This window comes from Roseateles sp., assembly GCF_052436255.1.
Lineage (GTDB): Bacteria > Pseudomonadota > Gammaproteobacteria > Burkholderiales > Burkholderiaceae_C > Pelomonas.
On the sequence record NZ_JBQVNP010000045.1, the window covers coordinates 1 to 22,878 of the forward strand.

General features: G+C 68.3%; 21 protein-coding genes. 16 read left to right on the forward strand and 5 right to left on the reverse strand.

All coding sequences use genetic code 11. The features are described from left to right. The 16 genes from ACT6S0_RS12425 to ACT6S0_RS12500 form a co-directional block, all read left to right on the forward strand. Positions 1 to 1,810 (forward strand): putative bifunctional diguanylate cyclase/phosphodiesterase (locus ACT6S0_RS12425; RefSeq protein ID WP_444764138.1); only part of this gene is annotated, 1,810 nt, incomplete at its 5' end. A gap of 126 nt (positions 1,811 to 1,936) precedes the next feature. After that, positions 1,937 to 2,812, forward strand: coding sequence for an STAS domain-containing protein (locus tag ACT6S0_RS12430; protein WP_444764139.1), 876 nt, complete (start codon positions 1,937 to 1,939; stop codon positions 2,810 to 2,812). Position 2,813: 1 nt separating this feature from the next. Further along, positions 2,814 to 3,203 carry an STAS domain-containing protein gene (locus ACT6S0_RS12435; RefSeq protein WP_444764140.1) on the forward strand — a complete coding sequence of 130 codons (390 nt, stop codon included), beginning with the start codon at positions 2,814 to 2,816 and terminating at the stop codon, positions 3,201 to 3,203. Next, positions 3,178 to 3,591, forward strand: a complete 414-nt coding sequence (locus ACT6S0_RS12440; protein ID WP_444764141.1) for an anti-sigma regulatory factor — start codon at positions 3,178 to 3,180, stop codon at positions 3,589 to 3,591. Before ACT6S0_RS12435 ends, ACT6S0_RS12440 begins: the two co-directional genes overlap by 26 nt. A 6-nt stretch (positions 3,592 to 3,597) precedes the next feature. Beyond that, the gene (locus ACT6S0_RS12445; protein ID WP_444764142.1) at positions 3,598 to 4,608 is read left to right on the forward strand and encodes a SpoIIE family protein phosphatase; all 1,011 of its coding nucleotides are present in this window, start codon (positions 3,598 to 3,600) and stop codon (positions 4,606 to 4,608) included. After that, the gene (locus tag ACT6S0_RS12450) at positions 4,601 to 5,479 is read left to right on the forward strand and encodes a sensor histidine kinase (protein WP_444764143.1); all 879 of its coding nucleotides are present in this window, start codon (positions 4,601 to 4,603) and stop codon (positions 5,477 to 5,479) included. The genes ACT6S0_RS12445 and ACT6S0_RS12450 overlap by 8 nt, the downstream gene beginning before the upstream one ends. Then, complete coding sequence (locus tag ACT6S0_RS12455) at positions 5,476 to 7,467, forward strand: response regulator (protein ID WP_444764144.1); 1,992 nt, start codon at positions 5,476 to 5,478, stop codon at positions 7,465 to 7,467. The genes ACT6S0_RS12450 and ACT6S0_RS12455 overlap by 4 nt, the downstream gene beginning before the upstream one ends. A 113-nt stretch (positions 7,468 to 7,580) precedes the next feature. Then, entirely contained in the window at positions 7,581 to 9,077 is a 1,497-nt protein-coding gene (locus tag ACT6S0_RS12460; protein ID WP_444764145.1) for an ATPase domain-containing protein, read from the forward strand. Further along, complete coding sequence (locus tag ACT6S0_RS12465; protein WP_444764146.1) at positions 9,064 to 10,626, forward strand: hybrid sensor histidine kinase/response regulator; 1,563 nt, start codon at positions 9,064 to 9,066, stop codon at positions 10,624 to 10,626. The genes ACT6S0_RS12460 and ACT6S0_RS12465 overlap by 14 nt, the downstream gene beginning before the upstream one ends. A 144-nt stretch (positions 10,627 to 10,770) precedes the next feature. Then, positions 10,771 to 13,581, forward strand: coding sequence for a M16 family metallopeptidase (locus ACT6S0_RS12470; protein ID WP_444764147.1), 2,811 nt, complete (start codon positions 10,771 to 10,773; stop codon positions 13,579 to 13,581). A 37-nt stretch (positions 13,582 to 13,618) separates the two neighbouring features. Beyond that, entirely contained in the window at positions 13,619 to 14,041 is a 423-nt protein-coding gene (locus tag ACT6S0_RS12475; RefSeq protein WP_444764148.1) for a VOC family protein, read from the forward strand. Beyond that, positions 14,038 to 14,565, forward strand: coding sequence for a hypothetical protein (locus ACT6S0_RS12480; protein WP_444764149.1), 528 nt, complete (start codon positions 14,038 to 14,040; stop codon positions 14,563 to 14,565). The genes ACT6S0_RS12475 and ACT6S0_RS12480 overlap by 4 nt, the downstream gene beginning before the upstream one ends. A 4-nt stretch (positions 14,566 to 14,569) precedes the next feature. Beyond that, the gene (locus tag ACT6S0_RS12485) at positions 14,570 to 14,860 is read left to right on the forward strand and encodes a putative quinol monooxygenase (protein WP_444764150.1); all 291 of its coding nucleotides are present in this window, start codon (positions 14,570 to 14,572) and stop codon (positions 14,858 to 14,860) included. Further along, a complete protein-coding gene (locus tag ACT6S0_RS12490; RefSeq protein WP_444764151.1) occupies positions 14,850 to 15,335 on the forward strand; it encodes a hypothetical protein in 486 nt (161 codons plus the stop codon). Before ACT6S0_RS12485 ends, ACT6S0_RS12490 begins: the two co-directional genes overlap by 11 nt. Further along, on the forward strand, positions 15,332 to 15,964 hold the full coding sequence (locus ACT6S0_RS12495; protein WP_444764152.1) for a glutathione S-transferase family protein: 633 nt from the start codon (positions 15,332 to 15,334) through the stop codon (positions 15,962 to 15,964). Before ACT6S0_RS12490 ends, ACT6S0_RS12495 begins: the two co-directional genes overlap by 4 nt. 1 nt (position 15,965) lies before the next feature. Next, complete coding sequence (locus ACT6S0_RS12500; RefSeq protein WP_444764153.1) at positions 15,966 to 16,118, forward strand: DUF3734 domain-containing protein; 153 nt, start codon at positions 15,966 to 15,968, stop codon at positions 16,116 to 16,118. On the opposite strand, the gene ACT6S0_RS12505 is transcribed toward ACT6S0_RS12500, so the two are convergent. From ACT6S0_RS12505 to ACT6S0_RS12525, 5 genes are all read right to left on the reverse strand, one after another. Continuing rightward, entirely contained in the window at positions 16,119 to 16,637 is a 519-nt protein-coding gene (locus ACT6S0_RS12505; protein ID WP_444764154.1) for a DUF1697 domain-containing protein, read from the reverse strand. Further along, entirely contained in the window at positions 16,637 to 18,625 is a 1,989-nt protein-coding gene (locus ACT6S0_RS12510) for a M3 family metallopeptidase (protein WP_444764155.1), read from the reverse strand. Before ACT6S0_RS12510 ends, ACT6S0_RS12505 begins: the two co-directional genes overlap by 1 nt. Position 18,626: 1 nt before the next feature. Continuing rightward, positions 18,627 to 19,484: a bifunctional methylenetetrahydrofolate dehydrogenase/methenyltetrahydrofolate cyclohydrolase FolD gene (gene folD, locus ACT6S0_RS12515; RefSeq protein WP_444764156.1), complete on the reverse strand. Its 858-nt coding sequence runs from the start codon at positions 19,482 to 19,484 to the stop codon at positions 18,627 to 18,629. 62 nt (positions 19,485 to 19,546) lie between these two features. Then, positions 19,547 to 20,170 (reverse strand): response regulator transcription factor, encoded by a 624-nt coding sequence (locus tag ACT6S0_RS12520; protein WP_056195018.1) that lies wholly within the window; start codon positions 20,168 to 20,170, stop codon positions 19,547 to 19,549. Then, entirely contained in the window at positions 20,167 to 22,767 is a 2,601-nt protein-coding gene (locus tag ACT6S0_RS12525; RefSeq protein WP_444764157.1) for a PAS domain S-box protein, read from the reverse strand. The genes ACT6S0_RS12520 and ACT6S0_RS12525 overlap by 4 nt, the downstream gene beginning before the upstream one ends. Positions 22,768 to 22,878: the final 111 nt, after the last annotated feature.

Genomic DNA, 22,878 nt, shown 5'->3' on the forward strand with positions numbered 1-22,878 from the left:
ATGGGCCTTCGAGAGCCACTACTTGGTGTTCGCGCTGGCGCCGCCCCTGCTGGCGCTGGCCGCTGCCGCGTTGGGTGCCAGCGCACTGCGCGCCAGCATCGAGCAGGGCCAGCGCCGCGAGGCCGCGCGCCGTCTGGCCGCCAGCGAGCAGCGCTATGCGCTGGCCGCCCAGGGCGCCAATGATGGCCTGTGGGATTGGGACCTGGCGACGGGTGAGGTCTATTACTCGCCGCGCTGGCTGGTGTTGATGGGCCTGTCTTCGGCCGAGGCGGGCCAGACCATCCAGGCCTGGACGCAGCCGCTGGAGCCCGCCGCGCGCCATGCCTTTGATGCCGAGCTTCAGGCCCACCTTGACGGCAAGAGCCTGCAGTTCCACCACATGATGCATTTCAGCCAAGGCGGCCAGGAGCGCTGGTTGCTGGCGCGGGGCCTGGCGGTGCGCGAAGCCGGCCGGCCCGTGCGCATGGCCGGCTCGCTCACCGACATCTCGGAGAGCCAGCGCCTGCAGCGCCAGATCAGCTTCGATGCGCTGCACGACCGCCTCACCGGCGTGGCCAATCGCGTGCTGTTGCGCGAGCAGCTGACGCAACTGCTGGGCGGCGTACCCGCGCCCGAGACCGGCCTGCTGCTGTTGGGCCTGGACGGCTTTCGCGCGCTCAACGAGGTGCACGGCCTTGTGGTGGGCGACGCGGTGCTGGCCGAGCTGGGCGCCCGCTTGCGCTCGGCGTTCGGCACGCGTCATCTCGTGGCACGCATGGGGCCGGACCAGTTCGCCCTGTTGCTGTCCGGCGGTGACCACGCCGCCGGCCTGGCCCGCCGCGTGCAAGCCCTGCTGCAGCCGCCGTTCAATGTGGCCACGCCGATGTTGCAGCTGACGGCCGGCATCGCCTGGGCCCAGTGCCGCCACGGCCCCATGACAGCCGACGAGCTGATGGCCGCGGTCGAAGGTGCGCTCGCCCGTGCCAAGGCGGACGGCCCGGGGCAGACGCATGAGTTCGACCCGGCCGAGCAGCTTGTCGAGCAATCGCGCCGCTGGCTGCGCGATGCCATCGATGCGGCGCTGGCCAGCGGCACGCAGTTCGAGCTGCATTACCAGCCCTTCGTGCGCTTGTCCGATCGCGCGCTGCTCGGCTTCGAGGCGCTGATCCGCTGGCGCCACCCGGAGCGTGGCGTCATCATGCCGGGCGACTTCATTGCGGTGGCCGAGGCCAGCGGTCAGATCTTGGCAATAGGGCGTTGGGCGCTGCTGGAGGCTGCCGCTCAGTTGAGGCGCTGGCAAGCGATTGGTTTCACCGGCGAGGTGGCTGTCAATCTGTCCGGTGTGCAGCTGGAGCGCGACCTGGAACTGCTGGCCGACGCGCGCGCCACGCTGGCGGCGCTGGGTGACGTGCCCACGCACCGCCTCAAGCTGGAGGTGACCGAGAGCATGGCCATGGCCAACCCGCAGCGCAGCGCCGAGGTGCTGCAGGAGCTGGCTCGCATGGGCTTCAAGCTCAGCCTCGACGACTTCGGCACGGGCTATTCATCGCTGACCTATCTGCACCGCTTCCCGTTCGACACACTGAAGATCGACCGCAGCTTCGTCGTGCGACTGGCCGCGGGCCGCGAGGCCCAGGAGATCGTCCGCACCATCGTTGGCCTCGGCGCGGCGCTGGGCAAGCAGACGCTGGCCGAGGGCGTCGAGGACGAAAAGCAGGCAGCGCTGCTGGAGCAGCTGGGCGTGCAGGTGGGGCAGGGCTGGCTGTTTTCAAAGGCGCTGACGGCAGCCGAGGCGGCGAAGACCATCCACAGCCTGCCGTGGCGGCGGTAGGGCCTGTTCACACGACGGCAACGGTCGCGGCCTTCTCCCACACGGCGGCGCGGTCCCGACGGCTACATTCCATCGTTGGGCGCCTCCCGGTGCCCAGAGATGGCCGTGAGGCCACACGGGAACCCTATGAAGCAGAACAGTGCGGCCGTCGAAACGCTGCTGGCGCAACATCGTGAACAGGTGCTTGCGGAGTGGCAGTCCGAACTGGCGGTCGCGAGCGGGGGGCGGGCGTCGAACACCGACGTGCAAGGCACCGCGCAACTGCTGGAGGCCCTGCTGGCGGGCCTGCGTGCCAATGGCCGCATCGACGATTTCAATGACAAGGTCTGGGAGGCCGGCCGAGACTTGCTGGCCAGCCTGTCACGCTCACGCGCCGCGCAGGGCTCCACTGCGGCGGACACCAGCCGCTTCGTGCTGGCGCTGAAGAAGCCGCTGTTCTCGGGGCTGCAGCGCATGCTCGGCAACGAGCCCGCGGCGCTGCTGAGCGCGGTGTGGGATGTGTCGACGCTGATCGACAGCATGGCGCAGTTCACGGTGACGGCCTACCAGCGCACTCGCGAGGAGATCATCGCCCGCCAGCAGCAGGAGTTGCTGGAGCTGTCGACCCCGGTCATCAAGCTGTGGGACGGCGTGCTGGCGGTGCCGATGATCGGCACCCTGGACAGCGGCCGTACGCAGCTGGTGATGGAGGCGCTGTTGCAGCGCATCGTCGACACCGGCTCGACCATCGCCATCATCGACATCACCGGCGTGCCCACCGTGGACACGCTGGTCGCCCAGCATCTGCTCAAGACCGTGACGGCGATCCGCCTGATGGGCGCGGAATGCATCATCAGCGGCATCCGCCCGCAGATCGCGCAAACCATCGTCCACCTCGGCATCGACCTGCAGGGTGTCATCACGAAGGCGACCTTGGCCGACGCGCTGGCCGTGGCCATGAAGCGCGCAGGCTTCAGCGTCAGCCGCGGCAAGCCGGCCGCAACGCCTCCGGCGGCGGCCTGACATGGATCGCATCCCCATCCTCCAGATCGGCCGGCGGCTGCTGGTCACGATCCAGATCGACCTGATGGACCAGACCGCGTTGGCGCTGCAGGATGACCTCGCCGCCAGAATCGAACGCAGCGGCGCCACCGGTGTGCTGATCGACATCTCCGCGCTCGAGATCGTCGATTCCTTCATCGGCCGCATGCTGGTCAACATCTCCGGCATCGCCAACGTGCTGGGCGCAACCTCGGTCGTGGTGGGCATGCAGCCGGCCGTCGCGATCACGTTGGTCGAGCTCGGGCTGTCGCTGGACGGCGTGCGTACCGCGCTCAATGTCGAGCGTGGCCTGGAACTGCTTCATCAGGCAACCGCGGAGCAGTCAGATGACGACAGATTCGACTGGCGATGAGGGCACGGTAGCCGTGCACAGCGAGCGGGATGTCGTCCTCAGCCGGCAGCTGGTGCGCAAGCTGACGCAGCAGATCGGTTTCTCTCTGGTGGACCAGACCAAGATGATCACGGCGGCCAGCGAGCTGTCACGCAACATGCTGATCTATGGCGGCGGCGGCGACGTGCAGTGGAAGCTGCATCGTGACGGGCTGCGTGCCGGCCTGACGCTGTCCTTCGTCGACAGGGGCCCGGGCATTTCCGATCTGGACCTGGCCATGAAGGACGGCTGGACCTCTGGCACCGGCATGGGCAAGGGTTTGTCGGGCAGCAAGCGGCTGGTCAATGAGTTCGAGCTGTTGTCGACGCTCGGCCAGGGCACCCGCGTGACGATCACGCGCTGGAAGTAGGCGGCCATGCGTCCCTATCAACGCTTTCCCGTCGAGGATGCGAGCCAGGTTGGCGCGGTGCGGCGCACGGCGCAGGCCTTGGCCGTCGAGCTCGGCTTCGACGAAGCCGCTGCGGGGCGCCTGGCGCTGGGCGTGACCGAGCTCGGCACCAACCTCGTCCGCCACGCCGGGGGCGGCGCCCTGTTGCTGGGCATCGATGGCGAGGCAGTCGAGCTGCTGTCGCTCGACACCGGTCCGGGGTTGGACCTGGACCGCTGCCTGCAGGACGGCTTCTCGACCGGCGGCTCCGCCGGCACCGGGCTGGGTGCGGTCAAGCGCATCGCCAACCGCTTCTCGGCCTTCTCGCTGCCGCAGCGCGGCGCTGTCATCTCGGCGCGCTTCGAAGCCGCCGCCGGGCCTGTCGCGGCGTCGGCCAGCGGCCTCACCGTTGCCGGCATCACCTTGCCGGCGCCGGGCGAGCAGGTGTCGGGCGACGGCTGGGGCCTGCGCATCCGGGATCGGTGTGCCATGCTGCTGATGGCCGATGGACTGGGGCACGGCCCGGAGGCCGCCAAGGCTTCGGACATGGTCCTGCGGCTGTTTCAGAACTCCAGCTTCAACGACCCGGCCGGCGTGCTGGAAGACGCGCATGCCACGATGCGCGCGACGCGCGGCGCGGCTGTGGCCATCGCGGCCATCGATCCGGCGCTGGACCGCCTGGCCTTTGCCGGCGCGGGCAATATCGCCGGGCGGCTGATCTCCGGGGTCAGCGACCGCAGCCTGATGTCGCAGCCGGGCACCCTGGGCCTGCAGATCCGCCGGCTGCAGGACTGCAGCTATGAATGGCCCGAGCACGCCATCCTGGTGATGCACTCGGACGGCATCATTTCGCGCTGGAGCCTGGCGGATGCGGCGGGCCTGCTGCGCTGCGAGCCCATGGTGATTGCCGGCTGGATCATCCGGGATCATTGCCGGGGCCGCGACGACGCCACGGTCGTCGTGATCCGGCGCCACGATGGGCGCAGCAAGCATGCTTGAACACCCACCCATCGACGTGCCGGCGCTGCAGGCGGCGCTTGCCGACGCCCGCCAGCAGGTCGGCCTGCTTCAGCAGGAGCTCGAAGAAACCAACGGCGGCGTGCTCGCCCTGTACGCCGAGCTGGACACCCAGGCCCAGCAGCTGCGCCAGGCGACAGAGCTGAAGAGCCGCTTCCTGGCCTATATGAGCCATGAGTTCCGCACGCCCATCTCGTCCATCCGCAGCCTGACGCGCCTGCTGCTGGACCGCGTGGACGGGCCCCTGACCGAGGAGCAGGAGAAGCAGGTCAACTTCATCCGCACCACCGCGGAGGAGTTTGCCGAGATGGTCAACGACCTGCTCGACCTGGCCAAGGTCGAGGCGGGGCGTATCGATGTGTCACCGGCCTGGTTCGAGCTGGTCGACCTGTTCAGTGCGCTGCGCGGCATGTTCAAGCCGGTGCTGGTCACGCCCGACGTGCAGCTGATCTTCGAAGAGCCGCAGGGCACGACGCAGCTCTTCAGCGACGACACCAAGCTCGCGCAGATCCTGCGCAACTTCATTTCCAACGCGCTGAAGTTCACGACCGAGGGCGAGGTCCGCGTGTCCGCCGTGCAGCAGGGCGACGTCATGATCTTCTCGGTCATGGACACCGGCAGCGGCATCCCTGCGGAGTTCCATTCGGCCATCTTCCAGGACTTCTCCCAGCTCGATTCGCCCATCCAGAAGCGCCTGCGCGGCACCGGCCTTGGTTTGTCGCTCAGCAAGCGGCTGGCCGAGTTGCTCGGCGGCAGCATCGCGCTGCAGAGCGCGGCAGGGGCCGGTTCGACCTTCTCCGTCACGGTGCCGCTGCGGCTGGACAAGCCTGGTGAAGCAGGGGTGGCGGCATGAAGGAGCGGCCTGCATCCGGCGCTTCGGGTCCGGGCGCCCGCAAGCTGGACCGCTCGCGGCACCGGTTGCTGGTGGTCAACGACGATCCGGTGGCGCGGTATGCCACCGTGCGCCAGCTGCAATCGGCGGGTTTTCCAATCGTCGAGGCGGCCAGCGGCGCCGAGGCGTTGCGCCTGGCCGACGAAAGCCTGTCTGCGGTGGTGCTCGACATCCACCTGCCCGACATCGACGGCCTGGAGGTCTGCCGCCGCCTGCGCCGTCAGGAGGCGACGTTCAAGCTGCCGGTCATCCACCTCACCGCCGCCTACCTGACCGACGAGGACAAGGTGCGCGGGCTGGATTCCGGGGCCGACGCCTACCTGACCCATCCCGTGGAACCCGCCGTGATGATCTCGACCATCCAGGCGCTGGTGCGCACGCGCGAGGCCGAAGACGCGATGCGCTTCAGCGAGGCCAAGTTTCGCGCCACGTTCGAGCGCGCCCCGGGCGGCATCGGCCTGGTCGACATCGCCGGCGGCAAGCTGCTGGACGTGAACCCGGCCATGCTGGCCCTGCTGGGCCGCGAGCGGCACGAGGTCGTCGACCATGCGCTGCAGGAGCTGGCCGCGCCTGCGGATGCCGAGGCCGCCGCCACCTTCGTGAAGAGCCTGGCTGCCGACAGCGCCTACGCGGAGTTCCGGCTCCAGCGACCGGACGGCAGGCTGATTCCTTCGGAATGGACGTCCACCACCTACATCGAGCCGGGCATCGCGATGCTGGTGGCCACCGACATCTCGCAGCGCCTGCTGCTCGCCAAGCAGCGCCAGGAGCTGCTGGACCGTGAACGCAGCGCCCGCAGCACCGCCGAACGCCACAGCCGGCTCAAGGACGACCTCATCGCCGTGCTGTCGCACGAGTTGCGCACGCCGCTGAACATCATCCTGAACTGGGCGCAGATGCTGCAAAGACGCAGCCGGCCCGAGTTGATGGAGCGCGGCCTGGCCGCCATCGAGCGCAATGCCGTCCTGCAGGCGCGGCTGATTTCCGACATCCTCGACATGTCGCGCCTCAACCTCGGCAAGCTGCCGCTCAAGCTCGAGTGGGTGGCCGTCGGCAGCATTTTTGCGGCGGCCGCCACCGCGGCACAGCCGCTGCTGGAGCGCAGCGGACACCACCTGCGCCTGGACACCGAACGTGAGGATTTCAAGATTTACGCGGACGAGTCGCGCATGCAGCAGGTGCTGTGGAACCTGCTGGGCAACGCGATCAAGTTCTCGCCCGCAGGCAGCGAGATCACGCTGAGCCTGAGGGTCGAGAACGGCGGCGTGACCATGGCCGTCAAGGACCAGGGACAGGGCATCGCCGCCGATTTTCTGCCCTACGTTTTCGAGCGCTTTGCGCAGAGCGATGTGGCCAGCAACCGCCAGCACGGCGGTCTGGGCCTGGGCCTGGCCATCGTGAAGAACCTCGTCGAGTCGCATGGCGGCCATGTCACGGTCACGAGCCAGGGCCTGGGCCACGGGGCGCAGTTCAGCCTGTGGCTGCCCGGCGAGCAGTTGTTGACCTTGCCCGGCGAGCTGGGGGAAGCGGGCAGCCTCGGCGCACAGGCCGGCGCGCCGTCGGTGCTGTTCGCGGGGCTGCGCGTGCTGCTGGTGGAGGACGATCCCGATGCCGGCGCGATGCTGTCGATGATCCTCTGCGAGCAGGGCGTGAAGGTCCATCACGACACCTCGGTGGACGCGGCCCTGCAGAGCCTGGCGGCGGGCGGCTTCGACTTGCTGATCAGCGACATCGGCATGCCCGGCCGCGATGGCTACGAGCTGATCCGCGAGCTGCGGCAGCGCGAGGGCGCCGGCCCGCACATGCCCGCCATCGCGCTCACCGCCTTCTCGCGCGATGCCGACCGGGCCAGCGCCATCGAGGCCGGTTTCAACGTCCATCTTGGCAAGCCCCTGCGCCCGCAAAGGCTGCTGTCGGAGGTGCTGGAGCTCGCCAAGGCGGCGGGCTGACTTGTCGGTGCGCGCGGTGAGCGGGCAGCGCCGTTTCTAGCCTTAGTCCTACACATTCTGTGACCGGCGTCAAGCAGCATGACGCAGTGGAAATTTGAGGATATGGAGGTCCCATGGCCCCTGGCACTACCCGCGCTGAGACCGGAATTCCCGGCCTGGACGATGTCCTGCATGGCGGATTGAGCCCGGGGCGGCTGTACCTGATCGACGGTGCGCCGGGTACTGGCAAGACGACGCTGGCGCTGCAATACCTGATGCACGGCGCGCGCCGGGGCGAGCGCACGCTGTACGTGACGCTGGGCGAAACGGCCGCCGAGCTGCGCAACAGCGCCGAGTCACATGGCTGGGACCTGAGTGGCATCGAGCTTGTCGAGCTTCTCGTCGACGAGGGCGAACTGCTGGGGGATTCCGACCTGACGATGTACCACCCGTCGGAGGTCGAGCTCGGAGAGACCACCAAGCGCGTGCTGCAGGCCGTGGAGCGCTTCAGGCCCGCGCGCATGGTGCTGGACTCGCTGTCCGAGCTGCGCTTGCTGGCGCAGACCTCGCTGCGCTATCGCCGTCAGATCCTGGCGCTCAAGCAGTTCTTCAGCGGCCGCGGCTGCACCGTGCTCTTCCTGGACGACCGGTCGGGCGACGGCATCGACACGCAGGTCCACAGCATCGCCCACGGCGTGATCGCGCTGGAGCGCACGTTGCCGGCCTACGGCCCGGCGCTGCGGCAGCTGCACGTCACCAAGTTCCGCGGCAGCGACTACGTCAGTGGCAACCATGACCTGCGGCTGGTGCGTGGCGGCCTGCAGGTGTTTGCGCGCCTGACGCCCAGCGACCATGGCAAGCCCTACCGGCGCGATGTGGTGCCGAGCGGCGTGCCGGCGCTCGACGAGCTGCTGGGCGGCGGCACCGAGCGCGGTACCGCGACGCTGCTTATCGGCCCGGCGGGTTCGGGCAAGTCCACCATCGCCGCGCAATACGCCGTCACGGCCGCACGGCGCGGCTCGCATGCCGTCATCTTCTCCTTCGAGGAGTCGCGCACCCTGCTGCTGGACCGCCTGGCCAGCATCGGCCTGCAGGTCGAGCAGGGCAACGGCCCCGGCCAGGTGGCGGTGCGCCAGCTCGACCCGGCCGAGGTGCTGCCCAGCCAGTTCACCAGCATCGTGCGCAATGCGGTCGAGAACGACGGCGCGACCGTCGTCGTCATCGACAGCCTGAACGGCTACATGAACGCGATGCCCGAGGAAAGGGCGTTGACCGTGCAGCTGCATGAACTGCTGAGCTACCTGAACAACCACGGCGTGGCGACCTTTCTGGTCGCAGCACAGTCCGGCATGCTCGGCATGAGCATGCGCAACCCTGTCGACACCAGCTACCTGGCCGATGCGGTCATGCTGTTCAGGATGTACGAGCATGCCGGCTCGGTGCGCAAGGCGGTCTCGGTGGTCAAGAAGCGCAGCGGCCCGCACGAGGACACCATCAGGCAGCTTTGGTTTGCGCCGGACGGTGTCCATCTGAGCCCGCCGCTGACACATCTGCGCGGCGTGCTGGGAGGCGTCCCCGTCGAACTCGGGTCGGGCAAGCACAAGTCTGAGTCCAACGATGCTGGCGCATGAAGACGCTGACCGCTCCTACAGCGAACGGGTCATCGTCCTGGCGCCTACGGCACGTGACGGCGACGTCACGCGCAAGCTGCTGGCCGAGGCCCGCATCGAGGTCGTGCTGGCCACGGGCTGGCGACACGCCGAAGCCCTGATCAACGAGGGCGCCGGCGCACTGGTGCTGACCGACGCCAACTTTGCCGAGCCTGGATTCCCCGTGCTGGTGGCCGTGCTGGAGCGCCAGCCAGGGTGGTCCAACCTGCCGGTGCTGGCGCTGTGCCGCAACGGCCTGGAGACACCTGCGCTGCGCGAGGCCCGGCTGAACAACGTCACGATGCTGGACCGACCGACATCGATGCGCGCCATGGTCAGCGCCGTGCGCACGGCGCTGCGCGGCCGGCGCTGGCAATACCAGATCCGTGACCAGATCGACTCGCTGATGCGGGCGGACCGCTCGTTGCGTCTGGCTGACCAACGCAAGGACGAGTTCCTCGCCACGCTGGCGCACGAGCTGCGCAACCCGCTGGCGCCCATCCGCACCGGCCTGCAACTGCTGGCGCGGCCCGTGCAGGACGAGACCCATGTCAAGAGCGTCATGCGCATGATGGACAGGCAGATGAGCCAGCTGCTGCGCCTCATCGACGATCTGCTGGAGGTGTCGCGTATCTCGACGGGCAAGCTGGTGCTGCAGCGCGAGCCGCTGGACATGCGCCGCGTCGTCGAGATGGCCTTGGAAGCCTGCCAGCCGCTCATAGAGCGAGGCGGTCACCGCCTGAGCGTGACGCTGCCCGACGAGGCGCTGTGGGTGGACGGCGACCTCACGCGCCTCTCGCAGTCGCTGAGCAACCTGCTCAACAACGCGGCCAAATACACGCCGGATGGCGGCGACATCGCCGTCACGCTGGCCCGTGCGGACGGACAGGCCGTGCTGGCCGTGCGCGACAGCGGCGTGGGCCTGCCGCAGGACATGATCGCGCGCGTCTTCGACATGTTCGCGCAGGTCAACCGTTCGCTGTCGCGCGCCCAGGGCGGCCTGGGCATCGGCCTGGCGCTGGTCAGGACCCTGGTGACCATGCACGGCGGCCGCGTCAACGCGGCCAGCGCCGGCCCGGGTCTGGGCAGCACCTTCACCATCGAGCTGCCGCTGGCGCCTGAAGACTCCGTGCCGGCGCCGCTAGCGGCCGACAGCGAGCTTGAGGTGGTGCGCCCGGTGCGCATCCTCGTCGTCGACGACAACGATGATGCGGCGACCTCGCTGGCCATGCTGCTGGCGCTGTCCGGCCACGAGGTCCAGGTCGAGAACAGCGGCCAGGCCGCGCTGCGGAAGGCCGCGGAATTTCTGCCCCAGGCCATCTTCTGCGACCTCGGCATGCCCGGCATCGGCGGCCACGAGTTCGCCACGCGGCTGCGCCAGGACGAGCGCTTTGCGTCCACGCTGCTGGTGGCGCTGACGGGCTGGGGTTCGGAGGAAGACAAGAAGCGCTCGCGCGCCGCCGGCTTCAACGCGCACCTGACCAAGCCGGCCGGGATGGATGCGGTGTCGGCCCTTCTGGCTGATCTCTAGCGCCTGTCCACGGGCGGCGCCCGGCGGGTGCAACCCGTCGGCTATCGCACCCAACTCGGCGTTGGGAATGACGAAGGGGCGCCGCGCGAAAACCACGCAGAATCCCCGCCAGGCCGAAGATGCGGTCGATTGGAGAGAGACAAGATGACGATCAAGCTGGATGGGTGGATGCCGCGTAGCCTGGGCATCGCCTTGCTGGGACTGGCCCTGGGTGCAGCCCAGGCGCAACCCGCCGCCAACGCCAGGCCGGCCGCAGCCCCGGTGGCAGCGCCCGCCGCCGTGGTGGGCCTGCCCGAGCGCGTGCGTGAACTGGCTGGCATCGAGGAATACCGCCTGCCCAACGGCCTGCAGATCCTGCTCTTTCCGGACCCGACGCAGACCACGACGACCGTCAACATCACCTACCGTGTTGGCAGCCGCCACGAGGTGGCGGGCGAGTACGGCATGGCGCATCTGCTGGAGCACATGCTCTTCAAGGGCACCGGGCGGCACAAGGACATCCCTGGCGCAATGGCCCAGCGCGGCGTGCGCTTCAACGGCACGACGACGGTGGACCGCACCAACTACTTCGCGTCCTTCAATGCCAGTGCCGACACGCTGGCCTTCCTGCTCGACCTGGAGGCCGACCGCATGGCCAACAGCCGCGTCGCCAAGGCCGACCTGGACACCGAGATGACGGTCGTGCGCAACGAGTTCGAGCGCGGCGAGAACCAGCCCTTTGCGGTGCTGAACCAGCGCGTCAATGCGGCGGCGTTTGCCTGGCACCCCTACGGCAACGCGACCATCGGCCCCCGCAGCGACATCGAGAACGTGCCCATCGAGAAGCTGCAGGCCTTCTACAAGCGCTACTACCGGCCCGACAACGCCACGCTTTTCATCGCCGGCCAGTTTGACAAGTCGGCGACGCTGGCCTTGATCAGCAAGCACTTTGGCGCGGTGAGCAAGCCGGCGGCACCGGTGCCCCAGCCCTACACGGTCGAGCCGGCCCAGGACGGCGAGCGCACGGTCGTCGTGCGCCGCGTCGGCGGCCAGCCCATCCTGCTGGCCAGCTATCACGTGCCGGCCATCACGCATCCCGACACGCCGGCGCTGATCGTCTACGGTCTGTTGATGAGCCTGCAGCCGAGCGGCCAGCTGTTCAAGCAGCTGGTGGAGCCCAAGCTGGCCGTGGCGGCCGGCATCGGCGGTGCGGGCGGGGCCGACCCCGGCACGGTCAGCGCCTTCGCGGCGCTGCCGCCGGATGCGGATGTGGCCAGGATCGAGACGCTGCTGCTGGACCTGGCCGAAGGCCGCACGGCCAAGCCGTTCGAGGAAAGCGAACTGGCGCGCGTGCGTGACATCGCCGTCAACAGCTACCGCCAGCAGATGAAGAACCCCGAGGCCCTGATCCAGCAGATCTCCGGCCTCATCGCTGCCGGTGACTGGCGGCTGCTGTTCCAGCTGATGGAAGACATTCCGCGTGTCACGTTGGCCGACGTGGAGCGCGTGCGCGCCGCCTATTTCAGGCCGGCCAACCGGACTCTGGGCCGCTACCTGCCGGCCAGCAGCACCGAGCGTGTCGAGATCCCCGCCGCGCCGCCGCTGGACCAGCGGCTGGCGGGGCTGCAGGGCCCGCCCAAGGTGGAGGATGGCGAGCAACTGGAGCCAGTGCCGGCCGCGCTGGAGTCACGCACGACGCGCACCACGCTGCCCAGTGGCATCCAGCTGCACACGCTGCGCAAGCAGACGCGCGGCAACACCGTGGTGCTGCAGATGCAGCTGCGCTGGGGCGAGCGTGACGCCACGTTTGCCCGCAAGGGCACCGGCCTGATCGGCCAGCTGATGGACGAGGGCAGTGCTGGCTACACCAAGCAGCAACTGCAGGACGCGCTGATCAAGCTGCGCGCCAGCCTCAACATCACCAGCTACGACCAGGGCGCCACCCTCTTCCTCAGCGCCGAGCGCGACACGCTGCTGCCGGCGCTGCGCGTGGCAGCCGACGTGCTGCGCAAGCCGATGCTGCCGCTGAGTTCCTTCGAACGCGAGGTGCGCGCGGCCATCTCTGGCATCGAGGCTTCGCGCCAGGAGCCGGGCGTGTTGCGCCAGGAGGCCACGCGCGCCCATTACAACCAGGCTCGCGGCGTCAGTCTCGGCCACCCCGACTATGTGATGAGCGTGGACGAGCGCATTGCCCACCTGAAGGCGACGACGCTGGACGACGTCAAGCGCTTCTATGCCGACTACTGGAGCACCAACGAGGCCCATGTCAGCGTGGTCGGCGCCCTGCCTGAACCTGCCAATGGGGACCTGGCCGCCGAGATCGACAAGCTCTTCGGTGACTGGAAGAAGCCGGCCGCGCCCAAGTACGTGCGCCACATCCAGCCGCATGTGGCGATACCGCCGGCGCGCTTCGACGCGATCGCGCGCGACAAGGCCAATGCCATCGTGCGCCTGCACCAGACCCTGCCGCTCAACAGCGAAGACGCCGACTACCCGGCGCTGGAACTGGCCGCGCACATCTTCGGCGGCGGTGGGCTGGAAAGCCGCGTGTCCGAACGCGTGCGCCAGAAGGAGGGCCTGACCTATGGCATCGGCTCCAGCCTGTCGGCGGGTTACTGGGGCAATGCCGGCAGCTTCGCCATCCAGGCGAGCTATGCGCCCGACAAGCGCGAGCGGGTCATCGCCGTCATCAAGGAAGAGGTGGCCCGGATGGCCGCCGACGGCGTGACGGCGGCCGAGCTGGCGCGCGCCAAGCAGGACATCCTGGAGGGCCGCAAGCAAGGCAGGGCCGACACCGGCGCCCTGGCCGGCGGCCTGACCAGCCTGGCCGAGCGGGGGGAAACCTGGGCCGCCGCCCAGGCCCGCGACGACAGGCTTGCCGCCGTCACCGTCGAGCAGGCCAACGCGGCCTGGCGCAAACACATCAACGCCGAGAGTTTCATCATTTCCACAGCGGGCGACTTCAAAAGTCCCTAGCCTTGGCGCTTCCCCAACCCCTGCACCGGAGACCGCGATGAAGATCGAGCCCTATCTGTTTTTCGACGGCCGCTGCGAGGAGGCCATCGAGTTCTACCAGAAGGCGCTGGGCGCCAAGGTGGAGTTCATGATGCGCAACTCCGAAAGCCCCGAGCCACCACCCGAGGGCATGCTGCCACCGGGCTCTGAGGACAAGATCATGCATGCCACGCTGCACGTCGGCGGGGCGCTGCTGATGATGTCCGACGGCATGTGCAACGGTGAGGGCAGCTTCAAGGGCTTCTCGCTGTCGCTCGACTGCCCCGATGCAGACGCCGCGCGCGAGGCCTTCGCGGCGCTGGCCGATGGCGGGCAAGTGACGATGCCGCTGGCCAAGACCTTCTGGGCGCCGCTGTTCGGCATGGTCAGCGACCGCTTCGGCGTGGGCTGGATGGTCGGCGTGTCGCCAGACGCCGAATGACGGCAGCCTTGCAGCTGCCCGCGCACCTGAAGGCCGACTGCTCGGCCTGCGTGGCGCTGTGCTGCGTGGTTCCGCCATTCGACGCGGTGCAGGGCTTCGGCTTCGACAAGCCGGCCGAGACGCCCTGTCACCATCTCTGCGCCGACCACCGCTGCGGCATCCATGACGCCTTGATCGAGCGCGGTTTTGCCGGCTGCGTCGCCTTCGACTGCCTGGGCGCCGGGCAGCGGCTCACTTCACTGGCCGTCGAGCGCTTCGGCAGCGCTGACTGGCGCGCGCGGCCCGAGGTGGCGCGCTGGCTGTTCGCCGCCTACCCGCGCATGCGGCAGGCCCAGGAGTGGCTGGCGCGGCTGAGCCTGGCTGCCACGGTCACCGGGTCGGCGGGCGTGCAGGCCCTGGCGGCCGAGCTGGAAGCCCAGACACCGCGCTGGCCGGACTGGACGCCGACCGAGCAGGCTGCCTGGCAAGACCGCGTCCGCGCTGCGTTGGCGCCGTTCGCCGAGAATCCGGGCCCAAGGAGTTGATGCGATGTATGGATTGATTGGCAGTTTCAAGGCTGCTGCAGGACGGCGTCCCGAACTGGTCCGGTTGCTGCTGGCCGAGGCCGGCGCGCTGCCGGGCTGTCTGAGCTATGTCGTGGCCGAGGACCCGGCCGACGACGTCACCGTCTGGATCACCGAGGTCTGGACCGATGCCGGCGCGCACAAGGCCTCGCTGCAGTTGCCAGCCGTCAAGGGGGTCATCGCGCAGGCCATGCCGCTGATCGCCGCGTTCGGCGAGCACCGCGAAACCCGACCCGTGGGCGGCCATGCTCTCTGAGTTCGTCGAACCGAAATGGCAGCAGCGGCGGGGCATCCGCAAGATCCACGTCGTGGCCCTGCTGAGCGCCGTGGTGTCGGCTGCCGCCGTGGTGCTGATGTTCAACGAGTTCGGCGTCGTGCAAACGCCGGGCGGGGGCGAGCGGCAGTTGATCGCGACCGTCGACCTGCGCTTGGGCACGCCGGCGCTGGCGCTCGAGCGCGGCCTGGCGCGTGCACGCGCCGATGTGGAGGCCGGCCTGTTGAAATTGCAACGCGCGGGGCCACCGCCGACCAAGGCCGAGACCGCCCGCGCCGAGCGCATGAGGCAGCGTTACGGTGTGGAATGGGTCAGCCACAGCGCGGAGGTCACGCCGCTGACGACGGCCTATGTGGACGCCTACAACGGCGTGATGCGTGCGGAGATCGAGCGTCGCCATGGCAAGGTCGTCGCTGACGGCCTGCTGGGTTTTGATGAGACCAGGAAACCACGATGAAGCTCATCGGCATGCTCGATTCCCCCTTCGTGCGCCGCGTCGCGATCTCGCTGCGGCTGCTGGGCCTGCCCTTCGAGCACGCGGCGATCTCGGTGTTCCGGGGCTTCGACGCTTTCCAGCAGATCAATCCGGTCGTGAAGGCGCCGACGCTCATCTGCGATGACGGCAGCGTGCTGATGGATTCGACGCTGCAACTGATCTATGCCGAGGCCCTGGCCGGCCGCAGCCTGATGCCGATCGCGCCCGCAGCGTTGGTGCAGGAGCTGCGCCTCATCGGCCTGGCGCTCGCCGCGTGCGAGAAGACCGCGCAGATCGTCTACGAGCGCGGCCTGCGCCCGGCGGAGAAGCGGCATGAGCCGTGGCTGGAACGCGTCTCGGGCCAGTTGCAGGCGGCCTATGCCGAGCTGGAAGCCGAGCTGGCCGCCCGGCCGCTGGACGCCAGCGAGGCCGGCATCCGCCAGTCCGGCATCACGGTCGGCGTGGCCTGGACCTTCACGCAGTTCGTGCTGCCGGGCGTGGTGCCGGGCGACGCGTTCCCACACCTCGTCGCGCACGCCGCCGCCGCAGAGGCGCTGCCGGTCTTCGGGGCCATTCCCTGCGACGACATGACGACGCTGCCGGCCCACTGACATGGCCACGCGCGACTTCAGCGACGGTCGGCTGCGCGCCCGCTGGGCCGCCGGTCTGGCGGACGGCCGGCGCAGGCTCAGGCGTGCGCCGTGGAAGGCGCCGCTGGCCGAGGGCATTGGCGTGCGCGTCCTTACGCTGGACGGCGCGGACTGATCAGCGCGGATTGGCCAGCGCGTTCAGCTTGGTGACGGTCGCCCAGTTGCGCGTCGTGCCGGCTTCGCCGAGCTTCTTGAGCAGGAGCACCGCCGCCTTGCTCTCCAGGATGCCGTTGCCGCACCACAGATAGGCTGCATGCGCCGTGACGACGAAGCGCTCGCCGCTGTCGGCGGCGAGGTCGGCGACGGATTGCAACGCGGTGGCGTCGGCGCAAATGGCGACGAGCAAGCGGCTGGGGTCGTCGGCCTCGTCAATGCCGTGCGCCGCCGCGATGGCCGCCCATTCCGCGGCTGTCTTCAGGATGACGGCGGCATCGACACCGAGTTGCGCCAGCACGGCCGCGCGGATCTTGTCGGCAGCGAGCTTGTTCTTGGTGTCGAAGACTGCATTGCCGCTGTTCAGCAGCGTGCTGACCTCGGTCGCGCCGAGCTCGGCGAGCAGGGCTTTCAGGTCGGCCATCGCCAGGCGCTTGGCCTTGCCGACATTGATGCCGCGCCAAAGCGCCACGTAGCGCATCAGCTCATGCCTTGATGGCGCAAGAGAGCGTCGATCCTGGGCTCGCGGCCGCGGAAGGCCTTGAAGTTGTCGATGGCGTCGCGCGCGCCGCCCTGCTCCAGCACTTCGGTCAGAAAGCGCTTGCCGGTCACCGGGTTGAATACGCCTTCTTCCTCGAAGGCGCTCCAGGCGTCGGCGCTGAGCAGCTCGGCCCACTTGTAGCTGTAGTAGCCAGCCGCATAGCCGCCCGCAAAGATGTGGCTGAAGCTGTGCTGGAAGCGGTTGAAGGCCGGCGGGATCAGCACGGCGACTTCGGCGCGCACTTCGTCCAGCACCTTTTGCACGTCGGCTTCGGAACCCGGCTCGCCATGCAGGCGCATGTCGAACAGCGCGAACTCGATCTGGCGCAGCGTCATCAAGCCGCTCTGGAAATTCTTGGCCGCGGTCATCTTGTCGAACAGCTCACGGGGCAGCGGCTCGCCGCTGTCGACGTGACCGCTCAGCTGCTGCAGCACATCCCATTCCCAGCAGAAGTTCTCCATGAACTGGCTGGGCAACTCGACGGCGTCCCATTCGACGCCCGAGATGCCGGACACGCCCAGGTCGTTCACCTGCGTCAGCATGTGGTGCAGGCCGTGGCCGAACTCATGGAAGAGCGTGATGACGTCGTCGTGGGTCAGCAGGGCCGGCTTGTCGCCAACAGGCGAAGCGAAGTTGCAGACGAGCTGGGCGACGGGCGTCTGCTGCTCGCCGGTCGGCTTGAGCCAGCGGGCGCGTACCTCGTCCATCCAGGCGCCGGGGCGTTTGCCATTGCGAGCGTAGAGGTCGAGGTAGAACTGGGCGATGAGTTGGCCGCCACGGCGAAGTTCGTAGAACTTGACGGTGTCGTGCCAGACCGAGGCTTTCGCTTCGGTGATGCTGACGTCGAACAGGCGCTCGATGATGGAGAACAACCCGGCGACGACCTTGGGCGCGGTGAAGTACTGCTTCACCGTCTGGTCGCTGAAGGCGTAGCGGGCTTCCTTGAGCTTCTCGCTCCAGTACGAAACATCCCAGCTTTCCAGCGGCTGGCCGTTGGCGAACTCGCGCAACTCGGCGAGGTCCTTCTCGGCGAAGGGGCGGGCGCGCTTGGCGAGGTCGCGCAGGAAGGCCTTCACCTCATCGGGGGACGACGCCATCTTGGGAGCCAGCGACACCTCGGCGAAGCTGGCGTAGCCGAGCAGCTTGGCTTCCTCCTGGCGCAGCGCGACGATCTCGCGCATGGCGGCGGTGTTGTCCAGCTCCGGCTTGCCCGACTCGCTGGCGCGGGTCACATAGGCGCGGTAGAGCTTCTCGCGCAGCGCGCGGTTGTCGGCGTACTGCATGACGGGCAGGTAGACCGGGAAATGCAGCGTGATCTTGTGGCCACCGTCGTCGAGCCTGGTGGCGTCCAGCACATCCTGCGGCACGCCGGCCAGTTCCTCGGTGGTCGCGACATGGCTCCAGCCATCGGTCGCGTCCAGCACATGCTCGCTGAACTGCTGCTGCAGCTCGGCGCTGCGCTCCTGGATGGCGGCGTAGCGTTCGCGGGCCGCGCCCTGCAGCTCGGCGCCGGAGAGCACGAAGTTGCGAATGGCGTGCTTGAGCACCTGCTGGCGCGGCGCGCTCAGGGTCGACCCCTGCGCGGCCAGCACCGCCTTGTACTTGGCGAACAGCGCCTCGTTGGCGCCCATCGCGGTGCTGAACTCGGTGACGGCCGGCAGCATGGCGTTGTAGGCCTCGCGCAGAGCGGGCGTGTCGGCCACGGCGTTCAGGTGGCCCACTGCGCCCCAGGCGGCGCCCAGATGCTCGGTGCTGCTGTCCAGGATGCGCGACAGCGCTTCGTAGTCGGCGGGCGTCTCGGGCTTGGTGGCCTCGTCCAGCGCCTTCTGCGCCGCGGCCAGCAGCTCGGTGATCGCGGGCTGCACATGCTCGGGCTGGATGGCCGCGAAGTCGGGCAGGGCGGTGGTGGAGAGCAGGGGATTGGTCATATCAGTTCGACTTGAGGCTGCGTTCGGCCGATTCAAGCGTATTGACCAGCAGCATGGCAATCGTCATCGGACCGACCCCACCGGGCACGGGGGTGATCCAGCCGGCCACTTCCCTGACGCCGTCGAAGTCGACGTCGCCACAGAGCTTGCCCTCGTCGTTGCGGTTGATGCCGACGTCGATGACCACGGCACCGGGCTTGACCATGTCGGCAGTCAGCATGTTGCGGCGGCCGACAGCGGCGACGACGACATCGGCCTGGCGGGTGTGGCGGCCGATGTCGGGCGTCGCGCTGTGGCAGACGGTGACCGTGGCATTGGCCTGCAGCAGCAGCAGGGCCATCGGCTTGCCGACGGTGTTGCTGCGACCGATGACGACGGCATGCTTGCCTCGCAGGTCGAAGCCGGTGCTCTCGATGAGCTTCATGCAGCCATAGGGTGTGCAGGGGCGAAAACCGGGCAGCTGGGTCATCAGTTCGCCGGCGCTGAGCGTCGAGTAACCATCGACGTCCTTGGTGGCGGCGATGGCCTCGATGACCTTGTGCGGGTTGATGTGCTTGGGCAGCGGCATCTGCACCAGGATGCCGTGAATGGACGGGTCGGCGTTCAGCGCCTCGATGCGGGCCAGCAGCTCGGCTTCGCTGAAACTGGCTTCGTATTTCTCGAGCACCGAATGCAGGCCGGCGTCGGCGCAGGCCTTGACCTTGTTGCGCACATAGACATGGCTGGCCGGGTCGTCGCCGACGATGACGACGGCCAGGCCGGGCTGGCAGCCCTTGGCGGTCAACGCCGCGGCGCGCGTCGCGACTTCCGCGCGGATGGATTTCGAGAGGGCGAGGCCGTCGATCAGTTGGGCAGTCATTTGATAAGTCAGAAAGCAAAAAGCCGCTGACGTTTCAGCGGCCTTTCGGATGTGGGTGGAACTCAAGCCTTGGCGGTCGCGCCCAAGGCAATCTTGAGCAGGTCCGCCACCGTGTTGGCGTTGAGTTTTTCCATGATGTTGGCGCGGTGCGCCTCGACCGTCTTGATGCTGATGCCGAGGTCGTCGGCGATCTGCTTGTTCAGGCGGCCGGCGACGATGCGCTCCAGCACCTGCGCTTCACGCGTCGTCAGGCGGGCCAGCAGGGCGTCGCGGCTGGCGGCTTCCTGGTGGCTGGAGAAGGCTTCGCGGGCCTGATCGAGCATGCGCTCCACCAGGGCCAGCAGCTCTTCTTCCTTGAAGGGCTTCTCGATGAAGTCCATCGCGCCCTTCTTCATCGTCTGCACCGCCATCGGCACGTCGCCGTGGCCGGTGATGAAGACGATGGGCAGCGGGCTCTTGCGCTCGATGAGCCGATCCTGCAGCTCCAGGCCGGTCATGCCGTCCATGCGGATGTCGGCGATCAGGCAGGCGACCTCGCGCGGGTCGTAGCGAGCCAGGAAGGACTCGGCGGAGTCAAAGCACTTGACCCGGTAGTCCTTGCCCTCGAGCAGCCACTGGAGTGAGTCGCGGACGGCCTCGTCGTCATCGACGACATAGACATTGCCCTTCTTCGGGATCAAGCTCATGGTGTGGTGGGTTCAGTTCGCTGAGCGCTGCCGGCAGGGCCGTTGGCGGGATCGGAACGCAGGTGTTCCGAGGTGATCGTGACCGGGATCGTGAAGGCAAATCGGCAGCCAACGACCAAGCTGCCATTGTAGAGGTTCTCGGCTTTTATCCGGCCCTGGTGCGACTCGACGATAGACCGGCATAACCCTAAGCCGATGCCCAGTCCGTCGGCCTTGGTCGAGAAAAAGGCCTCGTACATGCGGGCCAGCACTTCGTCAGGCAGCCCCGGCCCCATGTCGGTGACGGAGAACTCGATCTGGCCGCCCAGCTCGGCGCTGTGCTTGGGGATGACGCGCAGCTCGATGTGGCGGCGCGAGGTTGGCAGCGAGGCGTTGTCGATGGCCTCGGCGGCGTTCTTCAGCAGGTTCATCAGCACCTGCTCGATGAGGATGGGGTCGACCATCATCTGCGGCAGGCGCTGGGCCACATAGGTGTGGATGGCCACGCTGCGGCGGCGCAGCTCGATGCCGGCCAGTTCCACCGCATCCTCGACGATGTCCGCCGCATGGGCCGGCTGACGCTGCGGCTCGCTGCGCTTCACGAAGTTGCGGATGCGGTGAATGATCTGGCCGGCCCGCTCGGCCTGCTTGGCCGTCTTGGTCAGCGCCGCCATCAGCGCTTCCTTGTCGATGCTGTCGGCGCGCACCCGGCTGACCATGCCGTTGCAGTAGTTGGTGATGGCCGTCAGCGGCTGGTTGAGTTCATGGGCGACGCTGGAGGCCATCTCGCCCATGGTCATGAGCCGGCTGGTGACCTGGGCCTTGTCGGCCTGCAGGGCGGCTTGCGCCTCGGCGTGGCGGCGCATGGTGATGTCGGTGGCGATCAGCATCTGGGCCAGGCGGCCGTCGGTCCACTGCAGGTAGCGGGCGCGGACGTCGAACCACATGGCCAGCGATTCCACATAGACCTCACGCGGGTCGGAGCCGACGTCGGTCAGCGCCTCGGCGGGCAGGCCGGAGTAGTCGTCGACCTCGTCGGCGCTGTCGTCAAGCGCACCGCCGCGGCTGGTCGTGCCCAGCAGATGACCGCCCGCCAGCAGCGCATGGCCGGCCGGGTCGGCGCCGAACCAGAGGCGGTAGCTGCGGTTGGCGAACAGCAGCTCCGGCGGCTGCACCGACAGCACCGACACGGCGGCGTCCAGGCCTTCCAGCACGGTCGTGAAGCGCTCGTGCGAGGCGGAGAGCTGGTCGCGCACGCGCTTGGCCTCGGTGATGTTGGTCATCGAGGTCATCCAGCCGGTCTGCTTGCCCTTGGTGTCCACCAGCGGCGACACATAGACGCGCGCGTCGAAGGCCGAGCCGTCCTTGCGGGCGATCTTCACCTCGACGCCGCCCGAGGGGCTGCGGCCCTGCAGCTCCTGCTGCAGCAGGCGCGCGTTCTCCTCGCGGCGGTCGGCCGGCCAGAAGGGGTAGGGCGGCGTGCGGCCGACGAGGTCGGCCTCCGAGAAGCCTGTCATCGCGCAGAACGCCGGGTTCACGTAGGTGATGCGCGTGTCCATGTCCATGGCGCGCATGCCGGTCAGCATGGAGTTCTCCATCGCCCGGCGGAAGTTGGTCTCCAGCGTCAGCGCGTTTTGTATCTGCGTGCGGCGCCGCATGTGGCGCCAGGTGCCGAGCAGCATCCACACCGTCATGCCGGCCAGCGCCAGCACCAGCCAGAACAGCGCGTTGTTGATCAGGCCGATGGAGGTGCGCCAGCCCTGGCCGCGCAGCACCAGGCCGTTGAGCGCCGGCGCCAGGGGCACGTCGTGCAGCAGCGAGGCGCGACGCAAGACCTGGCCCGGCATGGGCGTGACGGTGCTGCTGACGATCTGGTCGCGCGCATCCAGCACGGCGATGGTGTGACGCGTGGCCACCTCGCTGGGCACGTAGTAGCGCAGCAGGGCCTCGACGGTGTATTCGGCGATCAGCACGCCGACGAAGCCGCCGCGGTCGATCAATGGGATATGCAGCTGGAAGACGGTGATGCCGTTGGCGTCGGTGAACGGCGGCGAGTAGACGGGCTGGCGGCGGTCCTTGGCCGCCTCGAAGGCGATGGCCGCGGCATTGGACTGGTTGGGCATCGGCATGGACGGGTCGTTGCCATTGGCCGACATCAGCCTGTCGGCCTGGAAGCCGGCCGCGCCGACGCTGCTGCGCCGTTCGCGCCGGTTGCTCAGCCAGGTCACATGCGTCAGCTCCGGCCGCTCGCGCGCGAAGGCCTGGGCCTGCGCTGAGAACTCGTGGGTGTCGATCTGCCGGGTGACGACCTCGCGCGCAATGCGCACGAGTTGCTCCTGGTTCTCGATCAGTCGCAGGCGGATCTGCTGCTGGGCGATCTCGGTGTCGCGCTTGACAGACTCGCTCTCGCGCTCGATCTCTTCGTTGCGCAGATACCAGAAGGCCGAAATGATGGCCGCCAGGAAGAGCAGCACCGAGATCAGCGGCCCCAGCGTCGCCAGCCGGTCCTGGCGCGACGGCGACTGCCGGAACCACCACGTCGCAATCAGGCGGCGCAGCGGCGCAAGCAGGCGCTGGCTGCGCGTGCGGATCTCTGGAGCGGGGGTGTCAGCGGACATTGACAAATTATCCGGGTCGAAAACAGCCTCAATTTTTCATATTAAGAAACGATCTCGCGCCATTTGGGATTATGGCGAGGGCTGTGCGACACTCCGCCCGCTCGCGGGTCC

Coding starts and splice junctions, on each gene's coding strand:
- ACT6S0_RS12430 (WP_444764139.1), top strand. CDS start 1,937: ATGAAGCAGAACAGTGCGGCCGTCGAAACGCTGCTGGCGCAACATCGT.
- ACT6S0_RS12435 (WP_444764140.1), top strand. CDS start 2,814: ATGGATCGCATCCCCATCCTCCAGATCGGCCGGCGGCTGCTGGTCACG.
- ACT6S0_RS12440 (WP_444764141.1), top strand. CDS start 3,178: ATGACGACAGATTCGACTGGCGATGAGGGCACGGTAGCCGTGCACAGC.
- ACT6S0_RS12445 (WP_444764142.1), top strand. CDS start 3,598: ATGCGTCCCTATCAACGCTTTCCCGTCGAGGATGCGAGCCAGGTTGGC.
- ACT6S0_RS12450 (WP_444764143.1), top strand. CDS start 4,601: ATGCTTGAACACCCACCCATCGACGTGCCGGCGCTGCAGGCGGCGCTT.
- ACT6S0_RS12455 (WP_444764144.1), top strand. CDS start 5,476: ATGAAGGAGCGGCCTGCATCCGGCGCTTCGGGTCCGGGCGCCCGCAAG.
- ACT6S0_RS12460 (WP_444764145.1), top strand. CDS start 7,581: ATGGCCCCTGGCACTACCCGCGCTGAGACCGGAATTCCCGGCCTGGAC.
- ACT6S0_RS12465 (WP_444764146.1), top strand. CDS start 9,064: ATGCTGGCGCATGAAGACGCTGACCGCTCCTACAGCGAACGGGTCATC.
- ACT6S0_RS12470 (WP_444764147.1), top strand. CDS start 10,771: ATGACGATCAAGCTGGATGGGTGGATGCCGCGTAGCCTGGGCATCGCC.
- ACT6S0_RS12475 (WP_444764148.1), top strand. CDS start 13,619: ATGAAGATCGAGCCCTATCTGTTTTTCGACGGCCGCTGCGAGGAGGCC.
- ACT6S0_RS12480 (WP_444764149.1), top strand. CDS start 14,038: ATGACGGCAGCCTTGCAGCTGCCCGCGCACCTGAAGGCCGACTGCTCG.
- ACT6S0_RS12485 (WP_444764150.1), top strand. CDS start 14,570: ATGTATGGATTGATTGGCAGTTTCAAGGCTGCTGCAGGACGGCGTCCC.
- ACT6S0_RS12490 (WP_444764151.1), top strand. CDS start 14,850: ATGCTCTCTGAGTTCGTCGAACCGAAATGGCAGCAGCGGCGGGGCATC.
- ACT6S0_RS12495 (WP_444764152.1), top strand. CDS start 15,332: ATGAAGCTCATCGGCATGCTCGATTCCCCCTTCGTGCGCCGCGTCGCG.
- ACT6S0_RS12500 (WP_444764153.1), top strand. CDS start 15,966: ATGGCCACGCGCGACTTCAGCGACGGTCGGCTGCGCGCCCGCTGGGCC.
- ACT6S0_RS12505 (WP_444764154.1), bottom strand. CDS start 16,637: ATGCGCTACGTGGCGCTTTGGCGCGGCATCAATGTCGGCAAGGCCAAG.
- ACT6S0_RS12510 (WP_444764155.1), bottom strand. CDS start 18,625: ATGACCAATCCCCTGCTCTCCACCACCGCCCTGCCCGACTTCGCGGCC.
- folD (WP_444764156.1), bottom strand. CDS start 19,484: ATGACTGCCCAACTGATCGACGGCCTCGCCCTCTCGAAATCCATCCGC.
- ACT6S0_RS12520 (WP_056195018.1), bottom strand. CDS start 20,170: ATGAGCTTGATCCCGAAGAAGGGCAATGTCTATGTCGTCGATGACGAC.
- ACT6S0_RS12525 (WP_444764157.1), bottom strand. CDS start 22,767: ATGTCCGCTGACACCCCCGCTCCAGAGATCCGCACGCGCAGCCAGCGC.